This is a genomic window from Myroides profundi (assembly GCF_000833025.1).
GTDB lineage: Bacteria > Bacteroidota > Bacteroidia > Flavobacteriales > Flavobacteriaceae > Flavobacterium > Flavobacterium profundi_A.
Genome location: NZ_CP010817.1, coordinates 3447060 through 3470777, shown reverse-complemented (window position 1 = coordinate 3470777; position 23718 = coordinate 3447060). Strand labels below are relative to the sequence as shown.

Annotated in this window: 28 protein-coding genes; 27 read left to right on the top strand and 1 reads right to left on the bottom strand. The window is 33.3% G+C overall.

Annotated features, from left to right (window positions below; all coding sequences use genetic code 11):
- The first annotated feature begins 2 nt into the window (after positions 1 to 2).
- The 24 genes from rplE (at position 3) to MPR_RS15230 (ending at position 19042) form a co-directional block, all read left to right on the top strand.
- Positions 3 to 554: a 50S ribosomal protein L5 gene (rplE, locus tag MPR_RS15340; RefSeq protein WP_006259484.1), complete on the top strand. Its 552-nt coding sequence runs from the start codon at positions 3 to 5 to the stop codon at positions 552 to 554.
- A 2-nt stretch (positions 555 to 556) separates the two neighbouring features.
- Positions 557 to 826, top strand: coding sequence for a 30S ribosomal protein S14 (gene rpsN, locus MPR_RS15335; protein WP_006259483.1), 270 nt, complete (start codon positions 557 to 559; stop codon positions 824 to 826).
- Between the two features lie 21 nt (positions 827 to 847).
- Positions 848 to 1246 (top strand): 30S ribosomal protein S8, encoded by a 399-nt coding sequence (gene rpsH / locus MPR_RS15330; RefSeq protein ID WP_006259482.1) that lies wholly within the window; start codon positions 848 to 850, stop codon positions 1244 to 1246.
- Positions 1247 to 1263: 17 nt separating this feature from the next.
- Positions 1264 to 1806, top strand: coding sequence for a 50S ribosomal protein L6 (gene rplF / locus MPR_RS15325; protein WP_041894031.1), 543 nt, complete (start codon positions 1264 to 1266; stop codon positions 1804 to 1806).
- An 11-nt stretch (positions 1807 to 1817) separates the two neighbouring features.
- Positions 1818 to 2168, top strand: a complete 351-nt coding sequence (gene rplR, locus MPR_RS15320; RefSeq protein WP_006259480.1) for a 50S ribosomal protein L18 — start codon at positions 1818 to 1820, stop codon at positions 2166 to 2168.
- 6 nt (positions 2169 to 2174) lie between these two features.
- On the top strand, positions 2175 to 2699 hold the full coding sequence (gene rpsE, locus MPR_RS15315; protein WP_006259479.1) for a 30S ribosomal protein S5: 525 nt from the start codon (positions 2175 to 2177) through the stop codon (positions 2697 to 2699).
- Between the two features lie 12 nt (positions 2700 to 2711).
- Positions 2712 to 2894, top strand: coding sequence for a 50S ribosomal protein L30 (gene rpmD / locus MPR_RS15310; RefSeq protein WP_006259478.1), 183 nt, complete (start codon positions 2712 to 2714; stop codon positions 2892 to 2894).
- Between the two features lie 11 nt (positions 2895 to 2905).
- Entirely contained in the window at positions 2906 to 3358 is a 453-nt protein-coding gene (gene rplO / locus MPR_RS15305) for a 50S ribosomal protein L15 (RefSeq protein WP_041894027.1), read from the top strand.
- 16 nt (positions 3359 to 3374) lie between these two features.
- Positions 3375 to 4721, top strand: a complete 1347-nt coding sequence (secY, locus tag MPR_RS15300) for a preprotein translocase subunit SecY (RefSeq protein WP_006259476.1) — start codon at positions 3375 to 3377, stop codon at positions 4719 to 4721.
- A gap of 5 nt (positions 4722 to 4726) precedes the next feature.
- Complete coding sequence (gene infA, locus MPR_RS15295; protein WP_002987492.1) at positions 4727 to 4942, top strand: translation initiation factor IF-1; 216 nt, start codon at positions 4727 to 4729, stop codon at positions 4940 to 4942.
- A 13-nt stretch (positions 4943 to 4955) separates the two neighbouring features.
- On the top strand, positions 4956 to 5072 hold the full coding sequence (gene ykgO / locus MPR_RS18385) for a type B 50S ribosomal protein L36 (RefSeq protein WP_002987490.1): 117 nt from the start codon (positions 4956 to 4958) through the stop codon (positions 5070 to 5072).
- 2 nt (positions 5073 to 5074) lie between these two features.
- Positions 5075 to 5449 (top strand): 30S ribosomal protein S13, encoded by a 375-nt coding sequence (gene rpsM / locus MPR_RS15290; protein WP_006259474.1) that lies wholly within the window; start codon positions 5075 to 5077, stop codon positions 5447 to 5449.
- Between the two features lie 11 nt (positions 5450 to 5460).
- Positions 5461 to 5844 (top strand): 30S ribosomal protein S11, encoded by a 384-nt coding sequence (gene rpsK, locus MPR_RS15285; RefSeq protein ID WP_006259473.1) that lies wholly within the window; start codon positions 5461 to 5463, stop codon positions 5842 to 5844.
- Positions 5845 to 5933: 89 nt separating this feature from the next.
- Positions 5934 to 6539 (top strand): 30S ribosomal protein S4, encoded by a 606-nt coding sequence (rpsD, locus tag MPR_RS15280; protein ID WP_006259472.1) that lies wholly within the window; start codon positions 5934 to 5936, stop codon positions 6537 to 6539.
- 25 nt (positions 6540 to 6564) lie between these two features.
- Complete coding sequence (locus tag MPR_RS15275; RefSeq protein WP_006259471.1) at positions 6565 to 7557, top strand: DNA-directed RNA polymerase subunit alpha; 993 nt, start codon at positions 6565 to 6567, stop codon at positions 7555 to 7557.
- 32 nt (positions 7558 to 7589) lie between these two features.
- Positions 7590 to 8066 carry a 50S ribosomal protein L17 gene (gene rplQ / locus MPR_RS15270; protein WP_006259470.1) on the top strand — a complete coding sequence of 159 codons (477 nt, stop codon included), beginning with the start codon at positions 7590 to 7592 and terminating at the stop codon, positions 8064 to 8066.
- 105 nt (positions 8067 to 8171) lie between these two features.
- Positions 8172 to 9296 carry a glutamine-hydrolyzing carbamoyl-phosphate synthase small subunit gene (gene carA, locus MPR_RS15265; protein WP_041894023.1) on the top strand — a complete coding sequence of 375 codons (1125 nt, stop codon included), beginning with the start codon at positions 8172 to 8174 and terminating at the stop codon, positions 9294 to 9296.
- A 96-nt stretch (positions 9297 to 9392) separates the two neighbouring features.
- A complete protein-coding gene (gene eno / locus MPR_RS15260; protein ID WP_041894021.1) occupies positions 9393 to 10685 on the top strand; it encodes a phosphopyruvate hydratase in 1293 nt (430 codons plus the stop codon).
- A gap of 340 nt (positions 10686 to 11025) precedes the next feature.
- Positions 11026 to 12312 carry a citrate synthase gene (locus MPR_RS15255; RefSeq protein ID WP_041894017.1) on the top strand — a complete coding sequence of 429 codons (1287 nt, stop codon included), beginning with the start codon at positions 11026 to 11028 and terminating at the stop codon, positions 12310 to 12312.
- 105 nt (positions 12313 to 12417) lie between these two features.
- Positions 12418 to 13332, top strand: a complete 915-nt coding sequence (locus MPR_RS15250; protein ID WP_041894015.1) for a dimethylarginine dimethylaminohydrolase family protein — start codon at positions 12418 to 12420, stop codon at positions 13330 to 13332.
- 10 nt (positions 13333 to 13342) lie between these two features.
- Positions 13343 to 14281 (top strand): citrulline utilization hydrolase CtlX, encoded by a 939-nt coding sequence (gene ctlX / locus MPR_RS15245; protein ID WP_041894013.1) that lies wholly within the window; start codon positions 13343 to 13345, stop codon positions 14279 to 14281.
- Between the two features lie 144 nt (positions 14282 to 14425).
- The gene (locus MPR_RS15240) at positions 14426 to 16549 is read left to right on the top strand and encodes a TonB-dependent receptor plug domain-containing protein (RefSeq protein ID WP_041894010.1); all 2124 of its coding nucleotides are present in this window, start codon (positions 14426 to 14428) and stop codon (positions 16547 to 16549) included.
- Positions 16550 to 16551: 2 nt separating this feature from the next.
- A complete protein-coding gene (locus MPR_RS15235) occupies positions 16552 to 17991 on the top strand; it encodes an HmuY family protein (RefSeq protein WP_041894007.1) in 1440 nt (479 codons plus the stop codon).
- 172 nt (positions 17992 to 18163) lie between these two features.
- Complete coding sequence (locus MPR_RS15230) at positions 18164 to 19042, top strand: hypothetical protein (protein WP_041894004.1); 879 nt, start codon at positions 18164 to 18166, stop codon at positions 19040 to 19042.
- On the opposite strand, the gene MPR_RS15225 is transcribed toward MPR_RS15230, so the two are convergent.
- Entirely contained in the window at positions 19039 to 20007 is a 969-nt protein-coding gene (locus MPR_RS15225) for a helix-turn-helix transcriptional regulator (protein WP_041894001.1), read from the bottom strand. The genes MPR_RS15230 and MPR_RS15225 overlap by 4 nt on opposite strands.
- A gap of 130 nt (positions 20008 to 20137) precedes the next feature.
- Between MPR_RS15225 and MPR_RS15220 the strand changes: the two genes are divergently transcribed.
- The 3 genes from MPR_RS15220 (at position 20138) to xpt (ending at position 22925) form a co-directional block, all read left to right on the top strand.
- Entirely contained in the window at positions 20138 to 20800 is a 663-nt protein-coding gene (locus MPR_RS15220) for a class I SAM-dependent methyltransferase (RefSeq protein WP_041893997.1), read from the top strand.
- Between the two features lie 70 nt (positions 20801 to 20870).
- Positions 20871 to 22205, top strand: a complete 1335-nt coding sequence (locus tag MPR_RS15215) for an MATE family efflux transporter (RefSeq protein WP_041893995.1) — start codon at positions 20871 to 20873, stop codon at positions 22203 to 22205.
- A 153-nt stretch (positions 22206 to 22358) separates the two neighbouring features.
- Positions 22359 to 22925, top strand: a complete 567-nt coding sequence (gene xpt / locus MPR_RS15210; protein WP_006259458.1) for a xanthine phosphoribosyltransferase — start codon at positions 22359 to 22361, stop codon at positions 22923 to 22925.
- Positions 22926 to 23718 lie beyond the last annotated feature (793 nt).

Genomic DNA, 23718 nt, shown 5'->3' with positions numbered 1-23718 from the left:
TTATGGCTTATATACCAAGACTTAAAGAAGAATATAAAAGCAGAGTTATCTCTGCTCTTACTGAGGAATTCGGTTATAAAAACGTAATGCAAGTTCCAAAACTTGAGAAAATCGTTGTTAGCCGTGGAGTTGGTGCTGCTGTTTCTGATAAAAAATTAGTTGATTACGCTGTTGAGGAATTAACTAAAATTACAGGACAAAAAGCAGTAGCTACTATCTCTAAGAAAGACGTTGCTACTTTTAAATTAAGAAAAGGAATGCCAATCGGGGCAAAAGTAACGTTACGTGGAGAGAGAATGTATGAATTTTTAGATCGTTTAGTAACTTCAGCTTTACCACGTGTAAGAGACTTTTCAGGTATTAAATCTGATGGTTTTGACGGAAGAGGAAATTATAACTTAGGTGTTACTGAGCAAATCATTTTCCCTGAAATCAATATCGATAAAGTTAACAAAATCGCTGGTTTTGATATCACTTTCGTAACATCTGCTCAAACAGATAAAGAAGCGAAATCTTTACTTGCTGAATTAGGATTACCTTTTAAAAAGAATTAAGTATGGCTAAAGAATCAATGAAAGCCCGTGAGGTTAAAAGACAAGCATTAGTAGATAAATATGCTGCTAAGAGAACAGCTCTTTTAGAAGCTGGTGACTATGAAGGATTACAAAAGTTACCTAAAAATGCTTCTCCAGTTCGTTTACACAACAGATGTAAGTTAACAGGAAGACCAAGAGGGTATATGCGTCAATTCGGTATTTCTCGTGTTACATTCCGTGAAATGGCAAATAATGGATTGATACCTGGAGTAAAAAAGGCAAGTTGGTAATTAAGATTTAAAGGTAAAAACATGTATACAGATCCAATAGCAGATTTCCTTACAAGAGTTAGAAACGCTGTGAGAGCTAACCACAAAGTGGTTGAAATTCCAGCTTCGAACTTCAAAAAAGAAATCACGAAAATATTATTCGATCAAGGATATATCTTAAGCTATAAATTTGATGATAGTTCAGTTCAAGGAACAATCAAAATAGCTTTGAAATATGATAAAGACACAAAAGAGTCTGTAATTAGAGATATCCAAAGAATTAGTAAACCAGGTTTGCGTAAATACGCTTCTGCAGCAGATCTTCCTAGAATCCTTAACGGATTAGGAATCGCTATCGTTTCAACATCAAAAGGATTGATGACTGGAAAACAAGCGAAACAATTGAATGTTGGTGGAGAAGTTGTTTGTTACGTATACTAATTTAAAAAGACTAAGAGATGTCAAGAATAGGTAAAAGTCCAATAGCAATCCCTGCTGGAGTAACGGTTGACGTTAAAGAAGGAGAGATTGTTGTAAAAGGTAAATTAGGAGAGCTTTCTCAAAAGTTTGATACAGTTAGTATTAAAGTTGAAGAAGACCAAGTAATCGTTGAGCGTTCTTCTGATGATAAGATTGAAAGAGCTAAACACGGATTATACCGTAGTTTAATCAACAATATGGTTAAAGGAGTTTCAGAAGGATTTACTATCAGTTTAGAATTGGTTGGGGTAGGATACCGTGCTGCTAACCAAGGACAAAAGTTAGATTTAGCTTTAGGTTTCTCTCATAATATCGTAATGGATATTGCAAAAGAAGTTACAGTGGAAACTATATCTGAAAAAGGTAAAAATCCAATTATTAAATTAACTTCATTTGACAAACAGTTAGTTGGTCAAGTAGCAGCAAAAATCCGTTCATACCGTAAACCAGAACCTTACAAAGGAAAAGGTATCAAGTTTGTGGGTGAAGAGTTAAGAAGAAAAGCAGGTAAATCAGCTTAAAAATTAAGACTATGTCATTAACAAAATCTGAAAGAAGACAACGTATTAAATTCAGAATTAGAAAGATTGTTAGCGGTACTGCTGCTAAACCAAGACTTTCTGTATTCAGAAGTAATAAAGAAATCTATGCGCAAATCATAGATGACGTGAATGGAGTAACTCTAGCTGCAGCATCTTCAAGAGAAGCTGGGATAACAAGAGGAACCAATATTGAAACTGCTGCATCGGTTGGGAAACTAATTGCAGAGAAAGCTTTGAAAGCTGGTGTAGAAACTGTATCTTTCGATAGAGGAGGTTATTTATACCACGGTCGTGTTAAATCATTAGCTGAAGGCGCTAGAGAAGCTGGATTAAAATTCTAATTAGTTATGTATCAAAATTATAAAAACGTAGAATTTGTAAAACCAACTGGTCTTGATCTTAAAGATCGTTTGGTTAGTGTAAACCGTGTTACTAAAGTTACTAAAGGGGGAAGAGCTTTTGGATTCTCTGCTGTAGTAGTAGTAGGTGACGAAAACGGTGTAGTGGGTCATGGTTTGGGTAAATCAAAAGACGTTTCTGAAGCAATCGCTAAAGCAGTAGAGGATGCAAAGAAAAACTTAGTTAGAGTTCCTTTAAATGGTCATACTATTCCTCACGAACAAAAAGGAAAATTCAGTGGAGCTAGAGTATTATTGATGCCTGCATCTTTAGGTACTGGAGTAATCGCTGGAGGTTCTGTGAGATCGGTTGTAGAATCTGTTGGGATTAAAGATTTATTATCTAAATCTCAAGGATCTTCAAATCCTCACAACGTGGTGAAGGCTACTTTTGACGCTTTATTACGTTTAAGAAGTGCTTCTACAGTTGCAAAACAAAGAGGAATTTCTTTAGAAAAAGTATTTAAAGGTTAATTTGAGAGAGTTATGTCAAAAATTAAAGTAAAACAAGTAAGAAGCCAAATTAATTGTCCTCTTGTACAAAAGAGAACGTTAGAGGCTTTAGGACTTCGTAAGATTGGTCAAGTTGTAGAACATGATGCTACATCTGCAATCTTAGGAATGGTAAGTAAAGTTCAACACTTAGTTTCTGTAGAAGAGGCTAAATAATATTGTAGAGTATGAATTTAAGTAATTTACAACCAGCAAAAGGTTCAGTACACAACCAAAACAAACGTGTTGGTCGTGGTGAAGGGTCTGGTAAAGGAGGAACTTCTACAAAAGGACACAAAGGTGCTAAATCACGTTCAGGATATTCAAGAAAAATCGGATTTGAAGGAGGGCAAATGCCACTTCAAAGACGTGTTCCTAAATTTGGTTTTAAAAACATCAATAGAGTAGAATATGATGTTATCAACTTAGAAAAATTACAATCTTTAGTTGATAGCGGAGTAGTAAAAGACACTGTTGATTTTGCTCTTTTAGTTGAGTTAGGATTAACTTCTAAAAATAGTTTAGTTAAGGTTTTAGGGCGTGGAGAGATAAAAGCAAAATTAAAAGTTTCTGCACACAAGTTTTCAGCATCTGCTAAAGAGGCAATCGAGGCAGCTGGTGGAGAAATTGTAACGTTATAAAATCTTAATAAACAAGATGAAGAAGTTTTTTGAAACATTAGCCAGTATTTGGAAAATTGAAGAGTTAAAGAACAAAATCTTGATAACTTTAGGGTTATTGCTTGTGTACCGTTTCGGTACACAAGTTACCCTTCCAGGTATTGACGCAACGAAATTGCAAGCTTTAACTGATCAAACTGATCAAGGTATCGGTTGGTTAATAAATGTTTTTACAGGTGGTGCATTTGCGCAAGCATCTGTATTTGCATTAGGTATTATGCCTTATATTTCTGCTTCCATAGTAGTTCAGTTGATGGGAATCGCGGTTCCTTATCTACAAAAGCTACAAAATGATGGAGAAAGCGGTAGAAAGAAGATGAACCAAATAACAAGATGGTTGACAATCGGTATTACTTTATTACAAGGACCTAGTTACATCTATAACTTGTATGTGCAATTACCACCGGATGCATTTTTGTTAGGTTTCAATTCTTTCTCATTCTTGTTTTCTTCAGTAATTATACTAGTGACCGGAACTGTTTTTGCAATGTGGTTAGGTGAAAAAATTACTGATAAAGGTATTGGAAATGGGATTTCATTATTAATTATGGTTGGTATTATTGCAAGACTTCCAATGTCTTTCATCCAAGAATTCCAATCAAGAATTACTGAAAATAATGGAGGACCTATGTTGGTGGTTATAGAAGTAATTTTATGGTTGTTAATCATCGTTGCTTGTATCTATTTAACTCTTGCTGTGAGACGTATACCGGTTCAGTATGCAAGAAGAAGTGCTTCAGGAACTTATGATCAATCTATGTTAGGCGGTAATCGTCAGTGGATTCCATTAAAGTTAAATGCATCAGGAGTTATGCCAATCATCTTCGCTCAAGCGATCATGTTTGTGCCAGCTGCAGTAGCAGGTTTATCAACTTCAGATACTGCTAAATCAATCAGTACAACATTTCATAATGTGTTTGGTTGGGAGTATAATGCACTTTTTGCTTTATTAATCATAATTTTTACGTACTTTTACACCGCAATTACAGTACCTACTAATAAGATGGCTGATGATCTAAAGAGAAGTGGCGGTTTTATACCAGGTGTTAAGCCAGGTAGTGAGACAGGTGATTTCTTAGATAGAATCATGTCTTTAATTACATTCCCAGGTTCTCTTTACTTAGCATTAATCGCAGTTTTCCCTGCAATCGTGGTAAGTTTATTAGGAGTTCAACAAGGTTGGGCAATGTTTTATGGAGGAACATCGTTATTGATTATGGTAAGTGTTGTAATCGATACAATTCAACAAGTCAATGCTTATTTACTGAACAAACAGTATGATAGTATGATGACAAGTGGTAAAAATAGAAGAGCAACAGCTTAGTTTTTATGGCAAAACAATCAGCAATAGAACAAGACGGAGCAATCATTGAAGCATTATCAAATGCTATGTTCCGTGTGGAATTAGAAAATGGACACGTAGTAATCGCCCATATCTCAGGTAAGATGCGTATGCATTATATCAAATTATTACCTGGTGACAGAGTAAAATTAGAGATGAGCCCTTACGATTTGACCAAAGCAAGAATTACTTATAGATATTAAAGAGGCTATTAAAATGAAAGTAAGAGCATCAGTTAAAAAAAGAAGTGCCGAGTGCATTATAGTACGTAGAAAAGGTAGACTTTACGTTATTAATAAAAAGAATCCTAGATTTAAACAAAGACAAGGATAATTATGGCAAGAATCGCAGGGGTAGATATACCTAAACACAAAAGAGGAATCATTGCTTTAACTTATATTTTTGGAATTGGTTCAAGTAGAGCTAAAGAAATTCTAGAAAGAGCTAAAGTTGACGAAAATAAAAAAGTTCAAGATTGGAATGACGACGAGATCGGAGCTATCCGTGAAGCTGTAGGTCAATTCACAATTGAAGGAGAATTACGTTCAGAGATTTCATTAAACATCAAACGTTTAATGGATATCGGATGCTACAGAGGTATCCGTCATAGAGCTGGTCTTCCATTAAGAGGACAAAGAACTAAGAACAACTCTAGAACAAGAAAAGGTAAAAGAAAAACTGTTGCTAACAAGAAAAAAGCAACTAAATAATAAGTAGTAATATGGCTAAAGCGAATACAAAAAAACGTAAAGTACTTGTTGAGTCAACAGGTGAAGCTCATATTAATGCGACGTTTAACAATATCATCATTTCATTAACTAACAAAAAAGGTGAAGTGATTTCTTGGTCATCAGCAGGTAAAATGGGATTCAGAGGTTCTAAAAAGAACACTCCTTACGCTGCTCAAATGGCTGCAGAAGATTGCGGTAAAGTTGCACTTGAGGCAGGATTGAAAAAAGTAAAAGTTTATGTAAAAGGACCTGGAAACGGAAGAGAATCTGCAATCAGATCTTTACATAACGGTGGAATCGAAGTAACAGAGATTATCGATATTACTCCAATGCCACACAACGGATGTCGTCCTCCAAAGAGAAGAAGAGTTTAATTTTATAGTATAACCAAAGGTAGGAATAGATTATCGGAGGAAAGTGACCTGAATTCATAATCCCTACCTTTTTTCAATTTTATTAAGAAATGGCAAGATATACTGGTCCACAAACAAAAATCGCACGTAGGTTCGGTGAAGCAATTTTCGGAGATGACAAGTCTTTAGAAAAAAGAAATTACCCTCCAGGACAACATGGTTTAGCAAGAAAAAGAGGTAAGAAATCTGAATATGCTATCCAGTTATTGGAAAAACAAAAAGCTAAATATACTTACGGTATTTTAGAAAAACAATTCAGAAACTTATACAAAAAAGCTGCTGCAGCTCGTGGAGTTACTGGTGAGGTATTAATTCAATTATGTGAGTCAAGATTAGACAACGTAGTATTCAGAATGGGAATTGCTCCATCTCGTAGAGCTGCACGTCAAATCGTTTCTCATAGACATATTACTGTAAATGGGGAATTAGTAAATATTCCTTCATACCAATTGAAACCTGGTGATAAAGTTGCTGTTCGTGAAAAATCAAGATCTCTAGAGACTATCGAACGTTCATTATCTAATTCTAGCGCTGTTTACGAGTGGATTACTTGGAATCCTGAAACGTTAGAAGGAACATTTGTTTCTGTACCTCAAAGACTTCAAGTTCCTGAAAACATCAAAGAACAGTTAATCGTAGAGTTGTACAACAAATAATAATTGACATTCAGTCGAAACAAATATGGCAATATTTAATTTTCAAAAGCCCGATAAAGTTATCATGATTGATTCGACCGATTTTAAAGGCAAATTCGAATTTAGACCTTTAGAACCGGGATATGGATTGACAATAGGTAATGCATTAAGAAGAGTTCTTCTTTCTTCTCTTGAAGGATATGCAATTACTTCAGTTCGTATTGAAGGAGTAGATCATGAGTTTTCTACTATCGCTGGTGTAGTTGAGGATGTTACTGAAATCATTCTTAACCTAAAACAAGTTCGTTTTAAACGTCAAATTGAAGATGTTGATAATGAAACTGTTAGTATCTCTTTCTCTGGTAAAGAACAGTTGACTGCAGGTGATTTCCAGAAATTCATTTCTAGTTTCCAAATTCTGAATCCAGAATTAGTTATCTGTAATATGGATAGTAATGTAACTATTAATATGGATCTTACTATTGAGAAGGGAAGAGGTTACGTACCAGCTGAAGAGAATAGAAAACCTAATGCTCCTATTGGTACTATCTTTACTGACTCAATTTATACTCCAGTTAAGAACGTTAAGTATGCTATCGAAAACTATCGTGTTGAGCAAAAAACTGACTATGAAAAGTTAGTTTTTGATATCATTACCGATGGTTCTATTCATCCAAAAGATGCGTTAACTGAAGCTGCAAAAACATTAATACACCACTTTATGTTATTCTCAGATGAGAGAATTACTTTAGAGGCAGATGAGATTGCACAAACTGAATCATATGATGAGGAATCTCTACATATGAGACAGCTTCTAAAAACTAAACTAGTTGATTTAGATCTTTCAGTTAGAGCATTGAATTGTTTGAAAGCGGCTGAAGTAGATACATTAGGAGACTTAGTGTCATTTAACAAAAACGACTTGATGAAATTCAGAAACTTCGGTAAGAAGTCTTTATCTGAATTAGAAGAGTTAGTAGCTGTTAAGGGACTTAATTTCGGGATGGATCTATCAAAATACAAATTAGATAAAGAATAAACTAGACTGCAAAGTCTAAATTCTAGTAAGAAATGAGACACGGAAAGAAAATAAATCACTTAGGTAGAAAAGCTGGACATAGAAATTCTATGTTGGCTAATATGGCTTGTTCTTTAATCGAGCACAAGCGTATCAATACTACTGTAGCTAAAGCTAAAGCTTTAAAGCAGTTTATTGAGCCATTAGTAACTAAAGCTAAAACTGACGATACTCATAACCGTCGTGTTGTTTTCTCTTATTTGAGAGACAAAGACGCAGTTACTGAACTATTTAGAGAAGTAGCTCAAAAAGTAGGAGATCGTCCAGGTGGATATACTCGTATTATTAAGTTAGGTAATCGTTTAGGAGATAACGCTGATATGGCTATGATTGAATTCGTTGACTTCAACGAATTATACAATGTTGCTAAGAAAGAAGCTAAAAAATCTTCTACTCGTAGAGGTAAAAAGAAAGCTGCTGAAGCTCCTGCGACTGAGGCAACTTCTAATGAAGCTGAAACTAATGAATAGTATCAACAAAATTTATTTTTGTTATTTATAATATTAAGGACATTCTTTATAAGGATGTCCTTTTTTTTTTATTTTTGCTAAAAATTAATACAACACAACAATACAATGGAATATTCAGAAAGAAAGAAGGCGGTTTTAGTTTTAAAAGATGGAACTGTTTTTTTTGGTAAGTCGGTTGGCGTAGAAGGTACAGCATTCGGAGAGATTTGTTTTAACACTGGAATGACAGGTTATCAAGAAATCTTTACAGATCCTTCTTACTTTGGTCAAATAATGTTGTCAACAACAGCACATATTGGTAATTATGGGGTTAATGTTGACGAAGTTGATTCTGATGGAATTAAGATTTCTGGTTTAGTTTGTAAAAACTTTAGTTATTATCATTCACGTCCAAATTCAGAATCGGATTTATTGACTTATTTAGAAAAGGCTAATCTTATAGCTATTTCTGATGTTGATACACGTGCTCTTACAGCTCATATTAGAGATAATGGTGCTATGAATGCTATCATCTCAACAGATGGTAAATCAATTGAAGAGTTAAAAGTGATGTTAGAGAACGTTCCTTCAATGGAAGGTTTAGAGTTATCTTCTAAAGTATCTACTAAAGAAGCTTACCACTTTGGTAATCCTGATGCGTCTCATAAAATTGCGGCAGTTGATTTTGGTATAAAAACAAATATTTTACGTTGTTTCGAAGAGAGAGATTGTTATGTAAAGGTGTTTCCTTACAATGTTTCTTATGATGAATTAGTAGCATTTGGTGCTGATGGATATTTTCTTTCTAACGGACCTGGTGATCCACAAGCTTTAGCAAAATTAGGAGTTCTTGATACGGTTAATAAAGTTATAGATTCAGGGCTTCCAGTTTTCGGTATTTGTTTAGGTCATCAATTGATTGGTTTATCTCAAGGTGTGAGTACATTTAAGATGTTTAGTGGACATCGTGGAGTAAATCATCCTGTTATGAATTTAGGTTCTACTCAAGGAGAGATTACATCACAGAATCATGGTTTTGCGATTAATAAAGAAGAGTTGGCTAAACATACTAACCTTGAGTTAACTCATGTGCATTTAAATGATGGTACTGTTGCAGGTATGAAGATGAAGAGTAAGAATGTTTTCTCTGTACAATATCATCCTGAATCAAGTCCTGGACCACATGACTCAAGATATTTATTTGATGAGTTTGTCGAGAATATAAAAAATAATAAAGGAGCTACAGTGTAGTTCCTTTCGTTATATATAAACTTTATTTCTTATCTGTATTAAGTAAGTTCAATTAAAGTTGTAAATTTGTTTATACTAAATTTTAAGACACAATTTATGAGTACAATTATTAGTGTGCATGCACGTCAAATATTAGATTCTAGAGGGAATCCTACAGTAGAAGTAGATGTTATTACTGAAAGTGGTATGTTAGGTCGTGCTGCAGTTCCATCTGGAGCTTCTACAGGTGAGCACGAAGCAGTAGAGTTACGTGATGGTGGTAAAGCTTTCTTAGGTAAAGGAGTATTAAAAGCTGTTGATAACGTAAATAATATAATTGCTGAGCACATCGTAGGTGTTAGTGTTTTCGAACAGAACACTATAGACCAATTGATGATTGAATTAGATGGTACTAGTAATAAAGGGAATTTAGGAGCAAATGCTATTTTAGGTGTTTCTTTAGCTGTAGCTAAAGCAGCAGCAAATGAGTTAAGAATGCCATTATATCGTTATGTAGGTGGTGTTTCTGCAAACACGCTACCAGTTCCAATGATGAATATTATTAATGGTGGGTCTCACTCTGATGCTCCTATTGCATTTCAAGAATTTATGATCATGCCTGTAAAAGCAATAACTTTTACACATGCTATGCAAATGGGGACTGAGATATTCCATCATTTGAAGAAAGTTTTACATGAGAGAGGATTAAGTACTGCAGTAGGTGATGAAGGTGGATTTGCTCCTACATTAAAAGGAACTGAAGATGCTCTTGATTCTATTAAATTAGCAGTTGAGAATGCAGGCTATAGATTTGGCGATGAGATTATGATTGCTTTGGATTGTGCCGCTTCTGAGTTCTATGTTGATGGTAAATATGATTATACTAAATTCGAAGGTGAATTAGGTAAAGTACGTACTTCTCAAGAGCAAGCGGATTACTTAGCTGAATTAGTTGAGAAATACCCAATAGTATCTATTGAAGATGGTATGTATGAAGATGATTGGGATGGTTGGAAGTATTTAACTGATAAGATTGGTAATAAAGTTCAGTTAGTAGGTGATGATTTATTTGTTACTAATGTAGCTAGACTTGAGCGTGGTGTTAATGAAGGTATTGGTAACTCTATCTTGATTAAAGTAAATCAAATAGGTACTCTTACTGAGACTATAGCTGCTGTTAATATGGCTAAAAATGCTGGATTTACTTCTGTTATGTCTCACCGTTCAGGTGAAACTGAAGATAGTACTATTGCTGATTTAGCTGTGGCTCTTAATTGCGGACAAATTAAAACTGGTTCTGCATCTAGATCAGATCGTATGGCAAAGTATAATCAATTATTGAGAATAGAGGAAGAATTAGGTGATATCGCTTATTATCCTCAAGGTAATGCTTTTAAAGTAAAAAGATAATCCTTTATAAATTTAATGGCGGTAGATATATTATCATATCTACCGCTTTTTTATTATATAGTACTTAGGTTAGATTACAGTGGTATTTTTGAAAAATAATTTATTATGAATAATGTTTTTTTTTAACTGTTCTGTTGTGTTTATGATTATTTAGTGTGTCTTATTTTTCTATTCGTTTTAATAGTCTCTAAAATGAGGTTTTTTGTTCATTTTTAATGATTAGTTTATGAATATGACTTGTATGTATGCATAATAATTCCTATCTTTCCTTCTGAAAAATTACTAGAATATTTATACTAGTAGTGAGTAAAACTTGTAAAAAAAATAAAATAATAACAATATGTCTAAAACAGCTTATATAGAGGTTGACGGTAAAAGACATGAGTTTCCTGTATTAGTTGGTACTGAGAATGAAGTAGCAATTGATGTGTTGAAATTACGTGCTTTAACTGGAGCTATTACTTATGACCCAGGTTATAAAAATTCTGGTGCATGCAAGAGTGCAATTACATTCTTAGATGGAGAAGAAGGAATCTTGAGATACAGAGGATATTCTATTGAAGAATTAGCAGAATATTCTAACTTCTTAGAAGTTTCTTATTTGATTATCTTTGGAGAGTTACCAACTCAAGAACAAATAGAAAAATTCGAGAATGATATTAGAAAGTATTCATTAGTGAATGAAGAAATGAAAAATATCATTGACGGTTTTCCTAAGACTGCACACCCTATGGGAGTGTTAGCTTCTTTGACTAGTGCTTTAACTGCATTTAATCCAAAAGTAGTAGATGCTGATTGTTCTAAGTCATTATATGAGGCTGTGTGTAAGACAATGAGTAAATTCTTAGTAATAGCAACTTGGACGTATAGAAAAGCTAAAGGATATCCTTTAAATTACTATGATAACACTAAGAGCTATGTTGATAACTTCTTAAGATTGATGTTTGCTTTGCCAACAGAGCCTTATGAAATCGATCCAATCATAAAAAATGCAATTGATAAGTTATTTATCTTACATGCAGATCATGAACAAAACTGTTCTACATCTACAGTACGTATGGTAGGTTCTTCTCATGCAGGATTATTTGCATCTGTATCTGCTGGTGTTTCTGCTTTATGGGGACCATTACATGGTGGAGCTAATCAAGCTGTATTAGAAATGCTTGAAGCAATTCAGAATGATGGTGGTGATGTTGAAAAGTATTTAAACAAAGCTAAAGATAAAGACGATTCTTTCCGTTTAATGGGATTCGGACACAGAGTTTATAAAAACTTCGATCCAAGAGCTAGAATCATCAAAAAAGCAGCTGATGAAGTATTAGGGAAATTAGGAGTTGATGATCCTGTTTTAGATATTGCTAAAAAATTAGAGGAAGCAGCGCTTAAAGATCCTTATTTCGTAGAAAGACACTTATATCCTAATGTTGATTTCTACTCAGGAATTATTTATAGAGCTTTAGGTATCCCTACTGAGATGTTCACAGTTATGTTTGCTATTGGACGTTTACCAGGATGGATTGCTCAGTGGAAAGAAATGAGAATTAATAAAGAGCCAATCGGACGTCCTAGACAGTTATATGTTGGTGAAGCTTTAAGATCATTCGTTCCAATGAAAGATAGAAAATAATAGTTTTCTTTATATAGAGGCACCTTTTTAAGGTGCCTTTTTTTATTAGTAACTTAGTAATTTCTATATAGAGTATTTTGTTATATTTGTGGAAAATCAATATTTATGCTTAAGTTAAACGTTAAGAATGAAACCTCGAGATTGCGGGCTGTGGTCCTAGGTACAGCTAATAGTATCGGACCCACACCTACAGTAGAAGAAGCTTACGACCCAAAGTCGTTGGAGCATATTAAAGCAGGTACTTATCCTGTAGAATCTGACATGATTCAAGAAATGGATGCTTTTAATAAAGTATTCGAAAAATATGATGTAAAGGTGTATAGACCTGAAATCATTGAAGACTACAATCAAATTTTTACGCGTGATATTGGATTTGTGATTGAAGATAAATTCATTAAAGCGAATATCCTACCAGATAGAGATCGTGAATTACATGCAATTCAGTATGTGTTAGATCAAATTAATCCTGCATCTATAATCTCTGCTCCAGAAGAAGTACACTTTGAAGGAGGAGACGTAATGCCATGGAATGATTATATTTTTATAGGAAGCTACAAGCGTCCAGATTATAAAGAATATATTACAGCTAGAACAAATCAACTAGGTGTTGATTTTATTAAAGAATTATTCCCTAATAAAACAGTTTTATCATTTGACTTGGTGAAGTCTAGAACAGAACCACGTGATAATGCATTGCATTTAGATTGTTGTTTTCAACCAATCGGAAATGATAAAGGAATAATCTATAAAGGTGGTTTTTATGATGAGAAAGAATACTATCAATTAGTTGAAATTTTCGGTAAAGACAACTTATTCCACATTGAAAGAGAAGAAATGTATCATATGTTTTCGAATGTATTTTCTATTAGCCCAGAAGTTATTGTGTCTGAACGTAATTTCACAAGACTGAATAATTGGTTAAGAGAAAATAATTTCGTTGTAGAAGAGATTCCTTATGCAGAAATTGCAAAACAAGAGGGGTTATTAAGATGTTCTACATTACCTTTGATACGTGATTAAAATATATGTTATGAATCAAACTACTAATACAATATTAATGATTCGCCCTGTGGCGTTTCGTATGAACGAACAAACTGCGGTAAATAACTATTATCAAAAAGTACTTGATAATACAACTCCTGCTACAGTTAATGCAAAAGCGCAACAAGAATTTGATGCTTTCGTAGAAAAATTAAGAGCTGTTGGAGTTAATGTTATTGTAGTAGAAGATACTGTAGATCCTGATACGCCAGATAGTATTTTTCCAAATAACTGGATTTCTTTTCACGAAAGTGGAGAAGTAGTTCTTTACCCAATGTTTGCTGAGAATAGAAGACTGGAGAGAAGAGAGGATATATTTGATATCTTGGAGAAAGAAGGTTTTGAAATCGATGATGATATATGGGATTATACATCGGCAGAAGAAGATGATTTATTCTTAGAAGGTACAGGAAGTTTATTGTTAGACAGAGCTAATGAGAAGACGTATTGTGCATTATCACCACGTGCTGATGAAGGTTTAGTTATTGAGTTTTGTGAGGATTTTGAGACAGATCCAGTAATTTTTGAAGCGTTTCAAACAGTAGATGGAGAAAGAAAGCATATCTACCACACTAATGTTATGATGTGTTTAGCTGAAACATTTGCCGTAATTTGTGCAGATTGTATTGATGATAAACAAGAGAGAAAAACTGTTTTAAATAGTTTAAAGAGCACAGGAAAAGAAGTTATTACTATTACTGAAGAACAAGTTAATAATTTTGCTGGTAATATGTTACAAGTAAAAGGAGCAAACGATCAACGTTATTTAGTAATGTCTACTCAGGCTTTTAATAGTTTAGACGCTAATCAGATTAAGGCAATCGAAAAGCATTGTCCGATTTTACACAGTAGCTTAGATACAATTGAAGCTTGTGGTGGAGGAAGTGCTCGCTGTATGATGGCAGAGGTGTTTTTACCAAAAAAATAAGGATACATTGGTTGTTATATAAAAAAACGAAGCATTCGCTTCGTTTTTTTATTCTGAAAATAATTATTTAAATTCATTTTAAATAAGATATTTTTCTATCTTTGCAATCGAGAATCTATCTAAATAAAAAATAATTAAAGATAAATGAAGCGTAATACCATATTTGTACTGAGTGCTTTTTGTGCATTGCCACTTTTGAGTATTGCTCAAGTACAAGATACAATCGCGCCACCTAATGCTAATCTAGGAGAAATTGTGATCTCTGGACAGTACAGTCCACAGTCTATTAATAAAGCAGTTAATAATGTAACTGTTTTGAATAGACAACGTTTAGAGAATCTCGGAGCTGTGACTTTAGCAGATGCTTTAAATCAGGTAATGAATATATCTATTTTACCTAATGCAGGTACTGGTAGGTCTTCTGTGAAAATGTTTGGTTTAGATGCTCAGTATTTTACAATATTAGTTGATAATGTTCCTATGATATCTGATGAGGGATTTGGTAATAATACGGATCTTACTCAGATTAATCTAGATGATATCGAACAAGTAGAAATTGTCGAAGGGGCAATGGGGGTTGACTATGGAGCGAATGCAGTGACTGGAATTATTAATATTATTACCAAGAAGAATAATATTCACGATTGGAATGTGAACTTCTTTACACAAGAAGAGACTGTTGGTAATGAGTATGATTTAAAAAATAAAGGAAAGCATATCCAAGGATTAACGATTGGACATAATATAAATGATAATTTATACGCAAGTGTAAGTTATACTCATAATGACTTTAAAGGTTGGTATAATGATAGAAAAGGACTAACCTATTATGGAGACGAAGATAAAAGAGGACATGAATGGTTGCCAAAGAATCAAAATAATGTAAAGGCTCTTTTGAATTATCACCATAAATCTTATCGTGTATTCTATAAGTTTGAATACTTTGATGAGAGAATGAAAGATTATAACAAGACCTTTAATATCAATGAAGATCCTGTATTTGAAACTATAGATCCTATAGCTAAAGATCGTATAATAAATACAAAAAGATGGTCTAATATATTAAATACATCAGGGAAGCTTAAGGATATTCTTCGTTTTGATTTATCTTTTTCTTATCAGAAGCAAGAGCGTGAGAATGACTCTTACAGGTATCGTATTAAGTATGATGAGAAATTTGATAGAAATAAATTCAAAAGTGAGAGTAGAGAAGTGTTTTTCTCACGTGGTACCTTTAGTGATTTTATAAAATGGGAACGTGCTAAATTCCAAGTAGGGTATGAAGTAGCGAATAGTAAAGGATATTCTTCGATGAGTGAATCACTTGGTGAATCTTCTCAAAGTAAATCTTTAGGGAGTTATGATTTTTATGCATCTTCAGAGATAGATGTACTTCCTAAGTTTATGATTCGACCAGGATATCGTTTAATGACTTCTAATACATTCGATAGTCAGCATGCTATGAGTTTAATGCTTAAGTATGTATTACCTGGTGATTATGAAGTACGTGCTACAGTGGGAACTTCACCTCGTTTGCCAAACTATGAAGAACTATACACTTATTTTGTAGATGTAAATCACGACTTACAGGGGAATCCTAATTTGAATCCTGAAAAAGGAAAGACGTTCTTTTTAAATATTAAGAAAGCAGTAGAGTTAAGTGATGACTTAGAGTTTAACACAAGCATGACAGGACGTATTCTTAATGTTCAAGATAAAATTGATGTAATTCAGGTTGTTGATCCTGATGGATTAAAGTTTAAATATCACAATGTAAATCGTTATAGAAATATTGGTTTTACATTTTTAAATCAAATGCGTTGGAGAACATTAGATGTGGGATTAGGATTTACATACTCTGGATCAGCTCAGCAAATATATGGAGCTCCTAATGATACAGACAAATTCTTATACACTCCTGAGGTGACAGCTAATGTTAGTTATAAATTACCTTCTCTTGGGACTATTTTCTCTCTTTATTATAAGTTTAATGGAGAAGAATATAAGTATAAGATGGAGACCGATTTATTTGGAGAGTATTATATTAAAGGTAAACAACAGAGTTATTCTTGGATGGACATTAGTGTTCGTCAGCCATTCTTAAAGAATATGTTATTTGCTACTATAGGTGTTCGAAATGTATTTGATGTAAAAGCATTGACTTCTACGACTAGTTCTGGTACAGCACATAGTTCTGGTAATGCAACACAACCTTTAGGGTATGGAAGAAGCTTCTTTGTGAAACTACAATATAAATTAGGATTTTAATAATGATGAAGAGTTTAAGACATATAGGAATTATTCTTTGTTCTTTTTTTATGATGACTTCATGTGAAAAGGATTCTAAGAATGGTAATGGGGATGTAAGAGATTTTATTGTTGCATTTGAAGAACAGTCAATCAGCTACGGAGAGATAAAAGATAATAAAGAGTTATTTATAATATTTTCTGAACCAGCTACAGTTGACGGAAGTATTGAGTTAAAGGTGTCAGGTATTAATGCTAAGTATGATGTAGATTTTAATACGCTGCCTGGTGCTAAAGAAGGAATTGTAACAGTTCCTTTTGCAAAAGGGGAACGCAAGGTTTCTTTTATGTTCAATAACTTAATCTATCCTTATGATAGTTCTGATAAGACAGTTCAGTTTGATGTATATAAGGTGAATTATAGTGCTAAAGAACCTAAGATACAAGGATATAATGTGATGGTGGTTAGTTTTGATACTGCTATTGGAGGAGTGTTAACACCTCCTATTGGTGGACCAAGCCAACCAAAGCAAGTATATGTTGATTTAGGAGGAAAGGCAATGTATCCTGTACAACGTGATTCTTGGGACTTAGCATTTTATGCAGATAAAGAGTTTAGAGTTAAATTGAACGGATCTATTTATATGGCTACAAGTGCTTTATCAAGTACAGATATTGATAAAGTGAGAGAAAGTGATGTAACGAGTTTAAAAACTCAAGTACAGATAGGAACGTTTGACCCTGCCAATGTTGCTTATATTGATGCTCCTATTGGAGATCTTACAGCTACAGCGATTAAGGAAGTTAAGCTTAATGCAGATGATAATAAAGTTTATTTAGTAAACTTAGGTTTTAAACCTGGTACTTCTAGTGTTGCTGCGGGTTCTGTAAATGTAACTGGTGATACAAGAGGATGGAAGAAGATTAGAATACTAAGAAAAGATCAAGGTTACCTACTGCAGTATGCAGATTTAAATGATAGTACACATAAAGAAGTATATATAGAGAAGAAGCCAGCTTATAATTTTGTTTTCTTTAGTTTCGATACTAACAATATTGTTAATGTTGAACCAACTAAACAAAAGTGGGATTTGAACTTCACAGTATTTACAAATACAGTTGATCAAAATGGAGATCCTAAAGGTTCTTATGGTTATTCAGATTTTATTGTAAATAATAGATATGCGGGTGTTACTGCTTATAAAGTTACAATACCTGAGAAGGATAAAACAATGTATAAGAATTTCTCTTTAGCTGATGTAGATAAAGGAGCACTGTCTTTAGACTTGCGTACTATAGGTGGTACATGGAGAGATGTAGCGAATGATAAAAAATTATTTACTAATATCTTTTACGTAATTAAAGATTCAAAAGGCAACTACTATAAGATGCGTGTATTGAGCTTTATGAATGAAAAAGGTGAACGTGGATACCCAAGATTTGAATATAGCCTATTAAGGTAATTAATAATATTACATAACTATTTGTTGTCGCAGGTTATGTATGTGATTCAATGTAATCATACAGTACTTCAAGTATTTGTTGTTTATTGAGTTGTTAGTTTATTTTTGTTAGAAAACCCCAAGATTGTCGCTCTTGGGGTTTTTTTATTACTTTTAAGTTTTTAATCTGTCTATGATGCCTATAGTAACACATTCTAATAAGATTCTACATCCTTTATTTTTAGTATGCTTAGCCTTGCTTCTGTGTAATGATTTTTGGCTGAAAGAACAGTTTTCTAATGTGATAACGGGCAAACTATCAGATTTTACAGGACTATTTATCTTCCCGTTTTTTTGGTCTGCCTTTTTCCCAAAATATACTAAAGGTATTCATATAAGTACAGTGTTATTGTTTATATGGTTTAAAAGTCCTTTATCTACCCCTGTGTTATCATGGCTTAATGGTTTTGGATTATCTATCGGACGGGTAATTGACTATACTGACTATATGGCTTTAGTCAGTGTGTTGTTGTCCTATTATGTATTTAATAATATAACTATCCATAGATCATATCGCAGTGCCAAAGTAGGAGTGATTTATCTTTCTATTTTTTCTTTTATGGCAACTTCTCAGATTCCTAAAGTATCTACTTTTTATCCTATTCAGAACAAAGAGTATTATTTTAAGGGAACGAAGAGAGAACTGATTCAAAAATTAAATGAAGTTCAAGTAGAAAAAGTGCAGGAGTGGAATAATAAACTTACTCCTGTTCAAAGACCTATTGTAATTGACTCGGTTAATAATTTGATACATTATGAACTAAATGATCAATATGTACTAGGTAGATTACTAGATATAGAAGAGGAGAAGAGAGATAGTGTTTATTATCAGTCTAATTTAGTTAAGTTTGTCATCACACAAGATAACACTAGAGCCAAAATTACTCTTCTTGAGATTATGGTTAGAGTTCAAGGGGTAGGAGATGTTGATATCACTAAACTACCATATCCTAAAAAGGAAATCAGAGCTTTCAAAAGAAATTTGATAAGCCCCTTAAAGAAGAAATTCTAAGCCTCTCTGTATTTAGCTGGCGTAGTTTGATACATACGTTTAAAGGCCGAAGTGAAGTGTTGTACATGCTCATATCCACAGTAGTGAGCTATTTCTTTGATAGGTATAGTTGTGTTGCGCAATAATTTATGAGCGTATTCCATTCTTAATTGATACACATATCCGAATACTGTAGTATTGTAGACCTCTTTGAAGCCTTTCTTTAGTTTATAATCATTTAATCCCACTTCTAGTGCAAGTTCTGATAAACTCAGAGGGTCTTGATAGTTTTGTTCTATGTGTTCTTTAGCTTCTGCCAGTTTTTGTTTATCAGATAGAGATATTTTTGTCAAACCTTTATTGGACTTTAAGCGTATATATTGCTCGAATTGTAATAAGAGTAATTCTTTACTCTTTACATCTAAGTATAATTGTTTCATGACACCAGTTCTATTTGTATTATAGATTTCGGTAAGAACTGTTTTTATCTCTGTGTTTACTACAGCATTATTTTGAAACAATTGGTTATTTGTTTTATTGATAGAAGGGATCAGACCTTCATATTGATTAACTAAGGAGTCCACATGCTCTTGAGGGAATAGTACTTCCAGATATTCATTGCTGTTTTCATTTTGTTTAAAAGTACCTTGTAGTTCTTTTTGTAGATATAGGTTGTGTTGATTTTTATTAAACTTTACATTGTTGTAAGTCGAATTAAAAGCTGATCTACCATTTAGACAAAAGTGCATTTCATAGAATGGTTCATCTGTATACATCTCTATAGAGATATCCTTTTTTATATTCATCATCCCGAAGATTAGAATAGAATTCTGATTATAGTACTCCGTTACTTTATTTTCTACTATATCATTTTGGATACGTATGGTCTTACATTTATCTAGATTAGCTGTTTCTGAGTATAAAGTTTGATATCTTTTCTCTAGTAAGATCTCTTTTGTATTGATGTCCTTAATGATCATTTCCATAATAATCCGTTTTGCGTAAAGTTTATTCCTTTTAAGGTAACAACTATTTTAGTTACATGAAGGAAATTTGCACAAATATAATTATTAAGATTAATTCTAAATAACTATATTTGGTCAAAATTTATAGTATATGGAGCCAATGGATAATATTGAATTAGCAAAACAGCTTAGATGTCCTAGTGGAGATGATGGAGTTAGGGTTGGAAATAGGATGTATGCATCCAATAGCAATATGATTTATAAAACTATTGACCGCTTAAACATTAAAGCAGGGATGCATATTCTAGAATTAGGATTTGGTAATGGTCGCCATTTGCCATATTTGTTTTCTAAAGAAAAAAGTTTGAGTTATGAACGGATTGAGTTATCTGATGTCATGTTAAGTGAAGCAACCGAATTCAATAAAGAGCTAATAAAAGAAAGTAAAGTCAAATTGTCTTTAGGGAATGATACAGGAAGAATGGATTTTGAAGACAAATCTTTTGACGGTTTCTTTTCGATCAACACTATTTATTTTTGGGAAGAGCCAAATAAGTATTTTCAAGAGATATATCGTATTTTACGTTCAGAAGGCCAATTAACTTTATCGTATATTCAGAAGGACTTTGCTTTAAAACAAGCTTTCGCTACAGAAGAAGTCTTCCATTTTCATAAGACAGAGTGGCTTATTCGTTTATTGACTAATATCGGTTTCTATAATATAGAACAATGGCAGTATATGGAGAATACAACTAATAAGCTGGGACAAGCTGTTGTGCGTCCATTTGTTATTCTAAAAGCGACTAAGTTGTAAAGAGAGAGAGCTTCTTATCCTTGTTTCTAATGTTTATCAGTGAGAATTATTAAATCATTCGCTTATAAATATGGATAAACAGAAACAATTGATTTTAAAAGGCAATTTGCCTAATGTGATGTGGCAGATGTCTTGGCCAGCTATTATAGCGATGGTCTTATTTGGGTTAAATAACTTTTTAGACGGTGTCTTTGTTGGGCACCTGATTAATGATACAGCATTGGCAGCTGTTGGGATAGCTTTTCCTTTAGCACAGATTGGACAAGCTATCGGTAGCCTTATAGGCACGGGTGCAGGTGCCGCTATTAGTATTTGGATAGGAGCAGATGATCAGAGTAATCTGGCTAGATGTTTAGGTTCAGTTAATTTTCTTAGTATTTTATTCTCCGTGGCTTTTATGCTTCCTGCCTATATTTTTGCTGATGAACTAATCTATTTAATGGGAGGCAGAGGAGAGATAGCTATTTTAGCTTCTCAGTATTATAAGGTTATTCTATTAGGTACTTTCTTTTGGGTACATGGTTTAGCATTGAATATGATGATTCGCGCAGAAGGAAAGATGAAGACTGCGGCTCTAATGATAGCGATAGGGTTAATAATCGATATAGTACTTAAGCCTATTTTTATTTCTACATTAGGAGGTGGGGTAGTAGGTGCTGCTTGGGCTACTAATGTATCGATGATTATTTATACTATTCTAGGTGTAGGGTATTATCATTTTTCTAAATCATCTTTTAAGACTAATGTTTGGTCATTTTTTAATGATAAGCAGATTACTAGACTTATTATTAAGCTAGGAATGCCTGCCATGATTATGATGGTTATGGTTGTCATTCAGAATATAGTCATTTTTAATGCCTTGTCTAAGTATGGTACAGATAGTGACATTACCTTCTTTACTGCTGTTAATCGTTTTTATTTATTATTGTGTACACCTATGTTCGGATTGATGCGTGCACTTCAGCCAGTAGCAGGGATGAATTATGGTGTCCAGAATTATGTTCGTACTAAGCGATCGTATGTGTTATTTACTTGGACTGGAGTAGGACTATTATTACCCTTCTGGTGTTTAGTAATGTTTTTCCCTCAGGATGTCTTATCCTTAATGATACCAAACCAACTATTTTCAATAGATCAATTGATGAATTTTCGTGTCTATATGAGTGTTTTGTTAGTGTTGCCAGCTATATTCATGGGGATGGTTTGGTTTCCATCTGTAGAGAATGCGAGGCCAGCTAGTTTGGTTGCGCTTTTTAGACAGCTAGTGTTGTATGTTCCTATTATGTTAGTTGTGCCCCGTATTTTTGGGATTAATGGTATTTATTGGGCAAGTGCTTTGATTGATTGGGCTATTTTTATTGTAGTGATTTTTGTGTTAAGACGTAGTTTTAAGAGGATGGTATAAATTAATATAAGAATAGAGGCTGTTTTTTCTTGCTTGAGTAAAGAATTTAAAGGAACTAGGATAGGGATAAAAGGATTATGCGTAAATTCGCTTGCAATTTTCAAAGGAAGTTTAGTCGTCCTTTTCATTTTATAATTATACAACACAACATATATGGAATTATTAAGAGAGAGAATTTTGCAAGATGGAAGATGTTTTGAAGGAGGAATTTTAAAAGTAGACAGTTTTATCAACCATCAGATGGATCCTGTACTAATGAAATCTATTGGAGTAGAATTCGTAAGAAGATTTGCAGGAACTAATGTGAATAAAATTATGACTATTGAGGCTAGTGGGATTGCTCCAGCTATTATGACAGGATATTTATTAAATCTTCCTGTGGTATTCGCTAAGAAGAAAAAACCTAGCACAATGGAGAATATGTTACATACACAGATACACTCTTTTACTAAGGATAGAACGTATGATGTAGTTATAAGTAATGATTTTCTTCAGCCTACAGACAATGTTTTATTTGTAGATGACTTTTTAGCGTATGGTAATGCCGCTTTAGGAGTACTAGATTTAATAAAACAGTCTGGTGCTAATTTAGTAGGAATGGGATTCATTATAGAAAAAGCATTTCAAGATGGACGTAAGTTAATAGAAGAGCAAGGAGTAAGAGTAGAATCTTTAGCAATAATAGAAGATCTGTCTAACTGCACGATTACGATTAGATAATATTTTAGAATAGTTTTATATTCATATACAGCCCTAGACTATATAGTCTAGGGCTTTTTTATTGCCACTATAAGTTAACCCTCTTCAAGAGTGCGACAAGACCTCTTCAATATTGTTTCAAGAAAGAGGTGCTCAGGTAGAGTAATCTTGGAGAAATGTTGAAGCGGTGTTGAAGAAGTAGGCATAAAGGCTTGTTATTACTGGGATTGGGAAGTGTTGTGTTTTTATAAAGAGAGTATAGATAATATGCTTTACTTATTGATAAACAGTTATTTGTGTTGTTTTTTGCTCAATATGAGAATAAAAAAAGTGTGCCTGTTTTTCTTCAAAACAAGGATATAGGTACTTTATAAGGGGCTTTTCTTCTAAAAATACATACCTATATAAGTATAGAGACTATAAAAAGGAAGATAAAACACCTTTATATAGGATAAAGTAACATCTATACATAGACAGAAAGGCTATATGAAGGCATATTCTCAATTATTACATATATACAATAGAGTACAATATTAAATACATTCCGCCATCCAACCTTACGTATATATAGTATAGAGATTGTATAAGGCTATAATCTTTTAAAAAAGACAAAAAAACTTTCACTCGTAAAAGGTGATATAATAGAGAGTTATGAAATACTTTTCAAAAACCTTAAAAAAAAGGCAAAGATAAGTTTGGAAGTAATGGAAAAGATACTACTTTTGCATCCGCATTAGAGAAGTGATAACGACTCTAGAGGCAGACGATCATAAACAAAAAGTGAAGCAAGAGCGACTGAAAAATAAGCTTTAAA

Bases quoted from the DNA above. Each gene is read 5' to 3' on its own strand.
- rplE (WP_006259484.1), top strand. From the start codon at position 3: ATGGCTTATATACCAAGACTTAAAGAAGAATATAAAAGCAGAGTTATC.
- rpsN (WP_006259483.1), top strand. From the start codon at position 557: ATGGCTAAAGAATCAATGAAAGCCCGTGAGGTTAAAAGACAAGCATTA.
- rpsH (WP_006259482.1), top strand. From the start codon at position 848: ATGTATACAGATCCAATAGCAGATTTCCTTACAAGAGTTAGAAACGCT.
- rplF (WP_041894031.1), top strand. From the start codon at position 1,264: ATGTCAAGAATAGGTAAAAGTCCAATAGCAATCCCTGCTGGAGTAACG.
- rplR (WP_006259480.1), top strand. From the start codon at position 1,818: ATGTCATTAACAAAATCTGAAAGAAGACAACGTATTAAATTCAGAATT.
- rpsE (WP_006259479.1), top strand. From the start codon at position 2,175: ATGTATCAAAATTATAAAAACGTAGAATTTGTAAAACCAACTGGTCTT.
- rpmD (WP_006259478.1), top strand. From the start codon at position 2,712: ATGTCAAAAATTAAAGTAAAACAAGTAAGAAGCCAAATTAATTGTCCT.
- rplO (WP_041894027.1), top strand. From the start codon at position 2,906: ATGAATTTAAGTAATTTACAACCAGCAAAAGGTTCAGTACACAACCAA.
- secY (WP_006259476.1), top strand. From the start codon at position 3,375: ATGAAGAAGTTTTTTGAAACATTAGCCAGTATTTGGAAAATTGAAGAG.
- infA (WP_002987492.1), top strand. From the start codon at position 4,727: ATGGCAAAACAATCAGCAATAGAACAAGACGGAGCAATCATTGAAGCA.
- ykgO (WP_002987490.1), top strand. From the start codon at position 4,956: ATGAAAGTAAGAGCATCAGTTAAAAAAAGAAGTGCCGAGTGCATTATA.
- rpsM (WP_006259474.1), top strand. From the start codon at position 5,075: ATGGCAAGAATCGCAGGGGTAGATATACCTAAACACAAAAGAGGAATC.
- rpsK (WP_006259473.1), top strand. From the start codon at position 5,461: ATGGCTAAAGCGAATACAAAAAAACGTAAAGTACTTGTTGAGTCAACA.
- rpsD (WP_006259472.1), top strand. From the start codon at position 5,934: ATGGCAAGATATACTGGTCCACAAACAAAAATCGCACGTAGGTTCGGT.
- MPR_RS15275 (WP_006259471.1), top strand. From the start codon at position 6,565: ATGGCAATATTTAATTTTCAAAAGCCCGATAAAGTTATCATGATTGAT.
- rplQ (WP_006259470.1), top strand. From the start codon at position 7,590: ATGAGACACGGAAAGAAAATAAATCACTTAGGTAGAAAAGCTGGACAT.
- carA (WP_041894023.1), top strand. From the start codon at position 8,172: ATGGAATATTCAGAAAGAAAGAAGGCGGTTTTAGTTTTAAAAGATGGA.
- eno (WP_041894021.1), top strand. From the start codon at position 9,393: ATGAGTACAATTATTAGTGTGCATGCACGTCAAATATTAGATTCTAGA.
- MPR_RS15255 (WP_041894017.1), top strand. From the start codon at position 11,026: ATGTCTAAAACAGCTTATATAGAGGTTGACGGTAAAAGACATGAGTTT.
- MPR_RS15250 (WP_041894015.1), top strand. From the start codon at position 12,418: ATGCTTAAGTTAAACGTTAAGAATGAAACCTCGAGATTGCGGGCTGTG.
- ctlX (WP_041894013.1), top strand. From the start codon at position 13,343: ATGAATCAAACTACTAATACAATATTAATGATTCGCCCTGTGGCGTTT.
- MPR_RS15240 (WP_041894010.1), top strand. From the start codon at position 14,426: ATGAAGCGTAATACCATATTTGTACTGAGTGCTTTTTGTGCATTGCCA.
- MPR_RS15235 (WP_041894007.1), top strand. From the start codon at position 16,552: ATGATGAAGAGTTTAAGACATATAGGAATTATTCTTTGTTCTTTTTTT.
- MPR_RS15230 (WP_041894004.1), top strand. From the start codon at position 18,164: ATGATGCCTATAGTAACACATTCTAATAAGATTCTACATCCTTTATTT.
- MPR_RS15225 (WP_041894001.1), bottom strand. From the start codon at position 20,007: ATGGAAATGATCATTAAGGACATCAATACAAAAGAGATCTTACTAGAG.
- MPR_RS15220 (WP_041893997.1), top strand. From the start codon at position 20,138: ATGGAGCCAATGGATAATATTGAATTAGCAAAACAGCTTAGATGTCCT.
- MPR_RS15215 (WP_041893995.1), top strand. From the start codon at position 20,871: ATGGATAAACAGAAACAATTGATTTTAAAAGGCAATTTGCCTAATGTG.
- xpt (WP_006259458.1), top strand. From the start codon at position 22,359: ATGGAATTATTAAGAGAGAGAATTTTGCAAGATGGAAGATGTTTTGAA.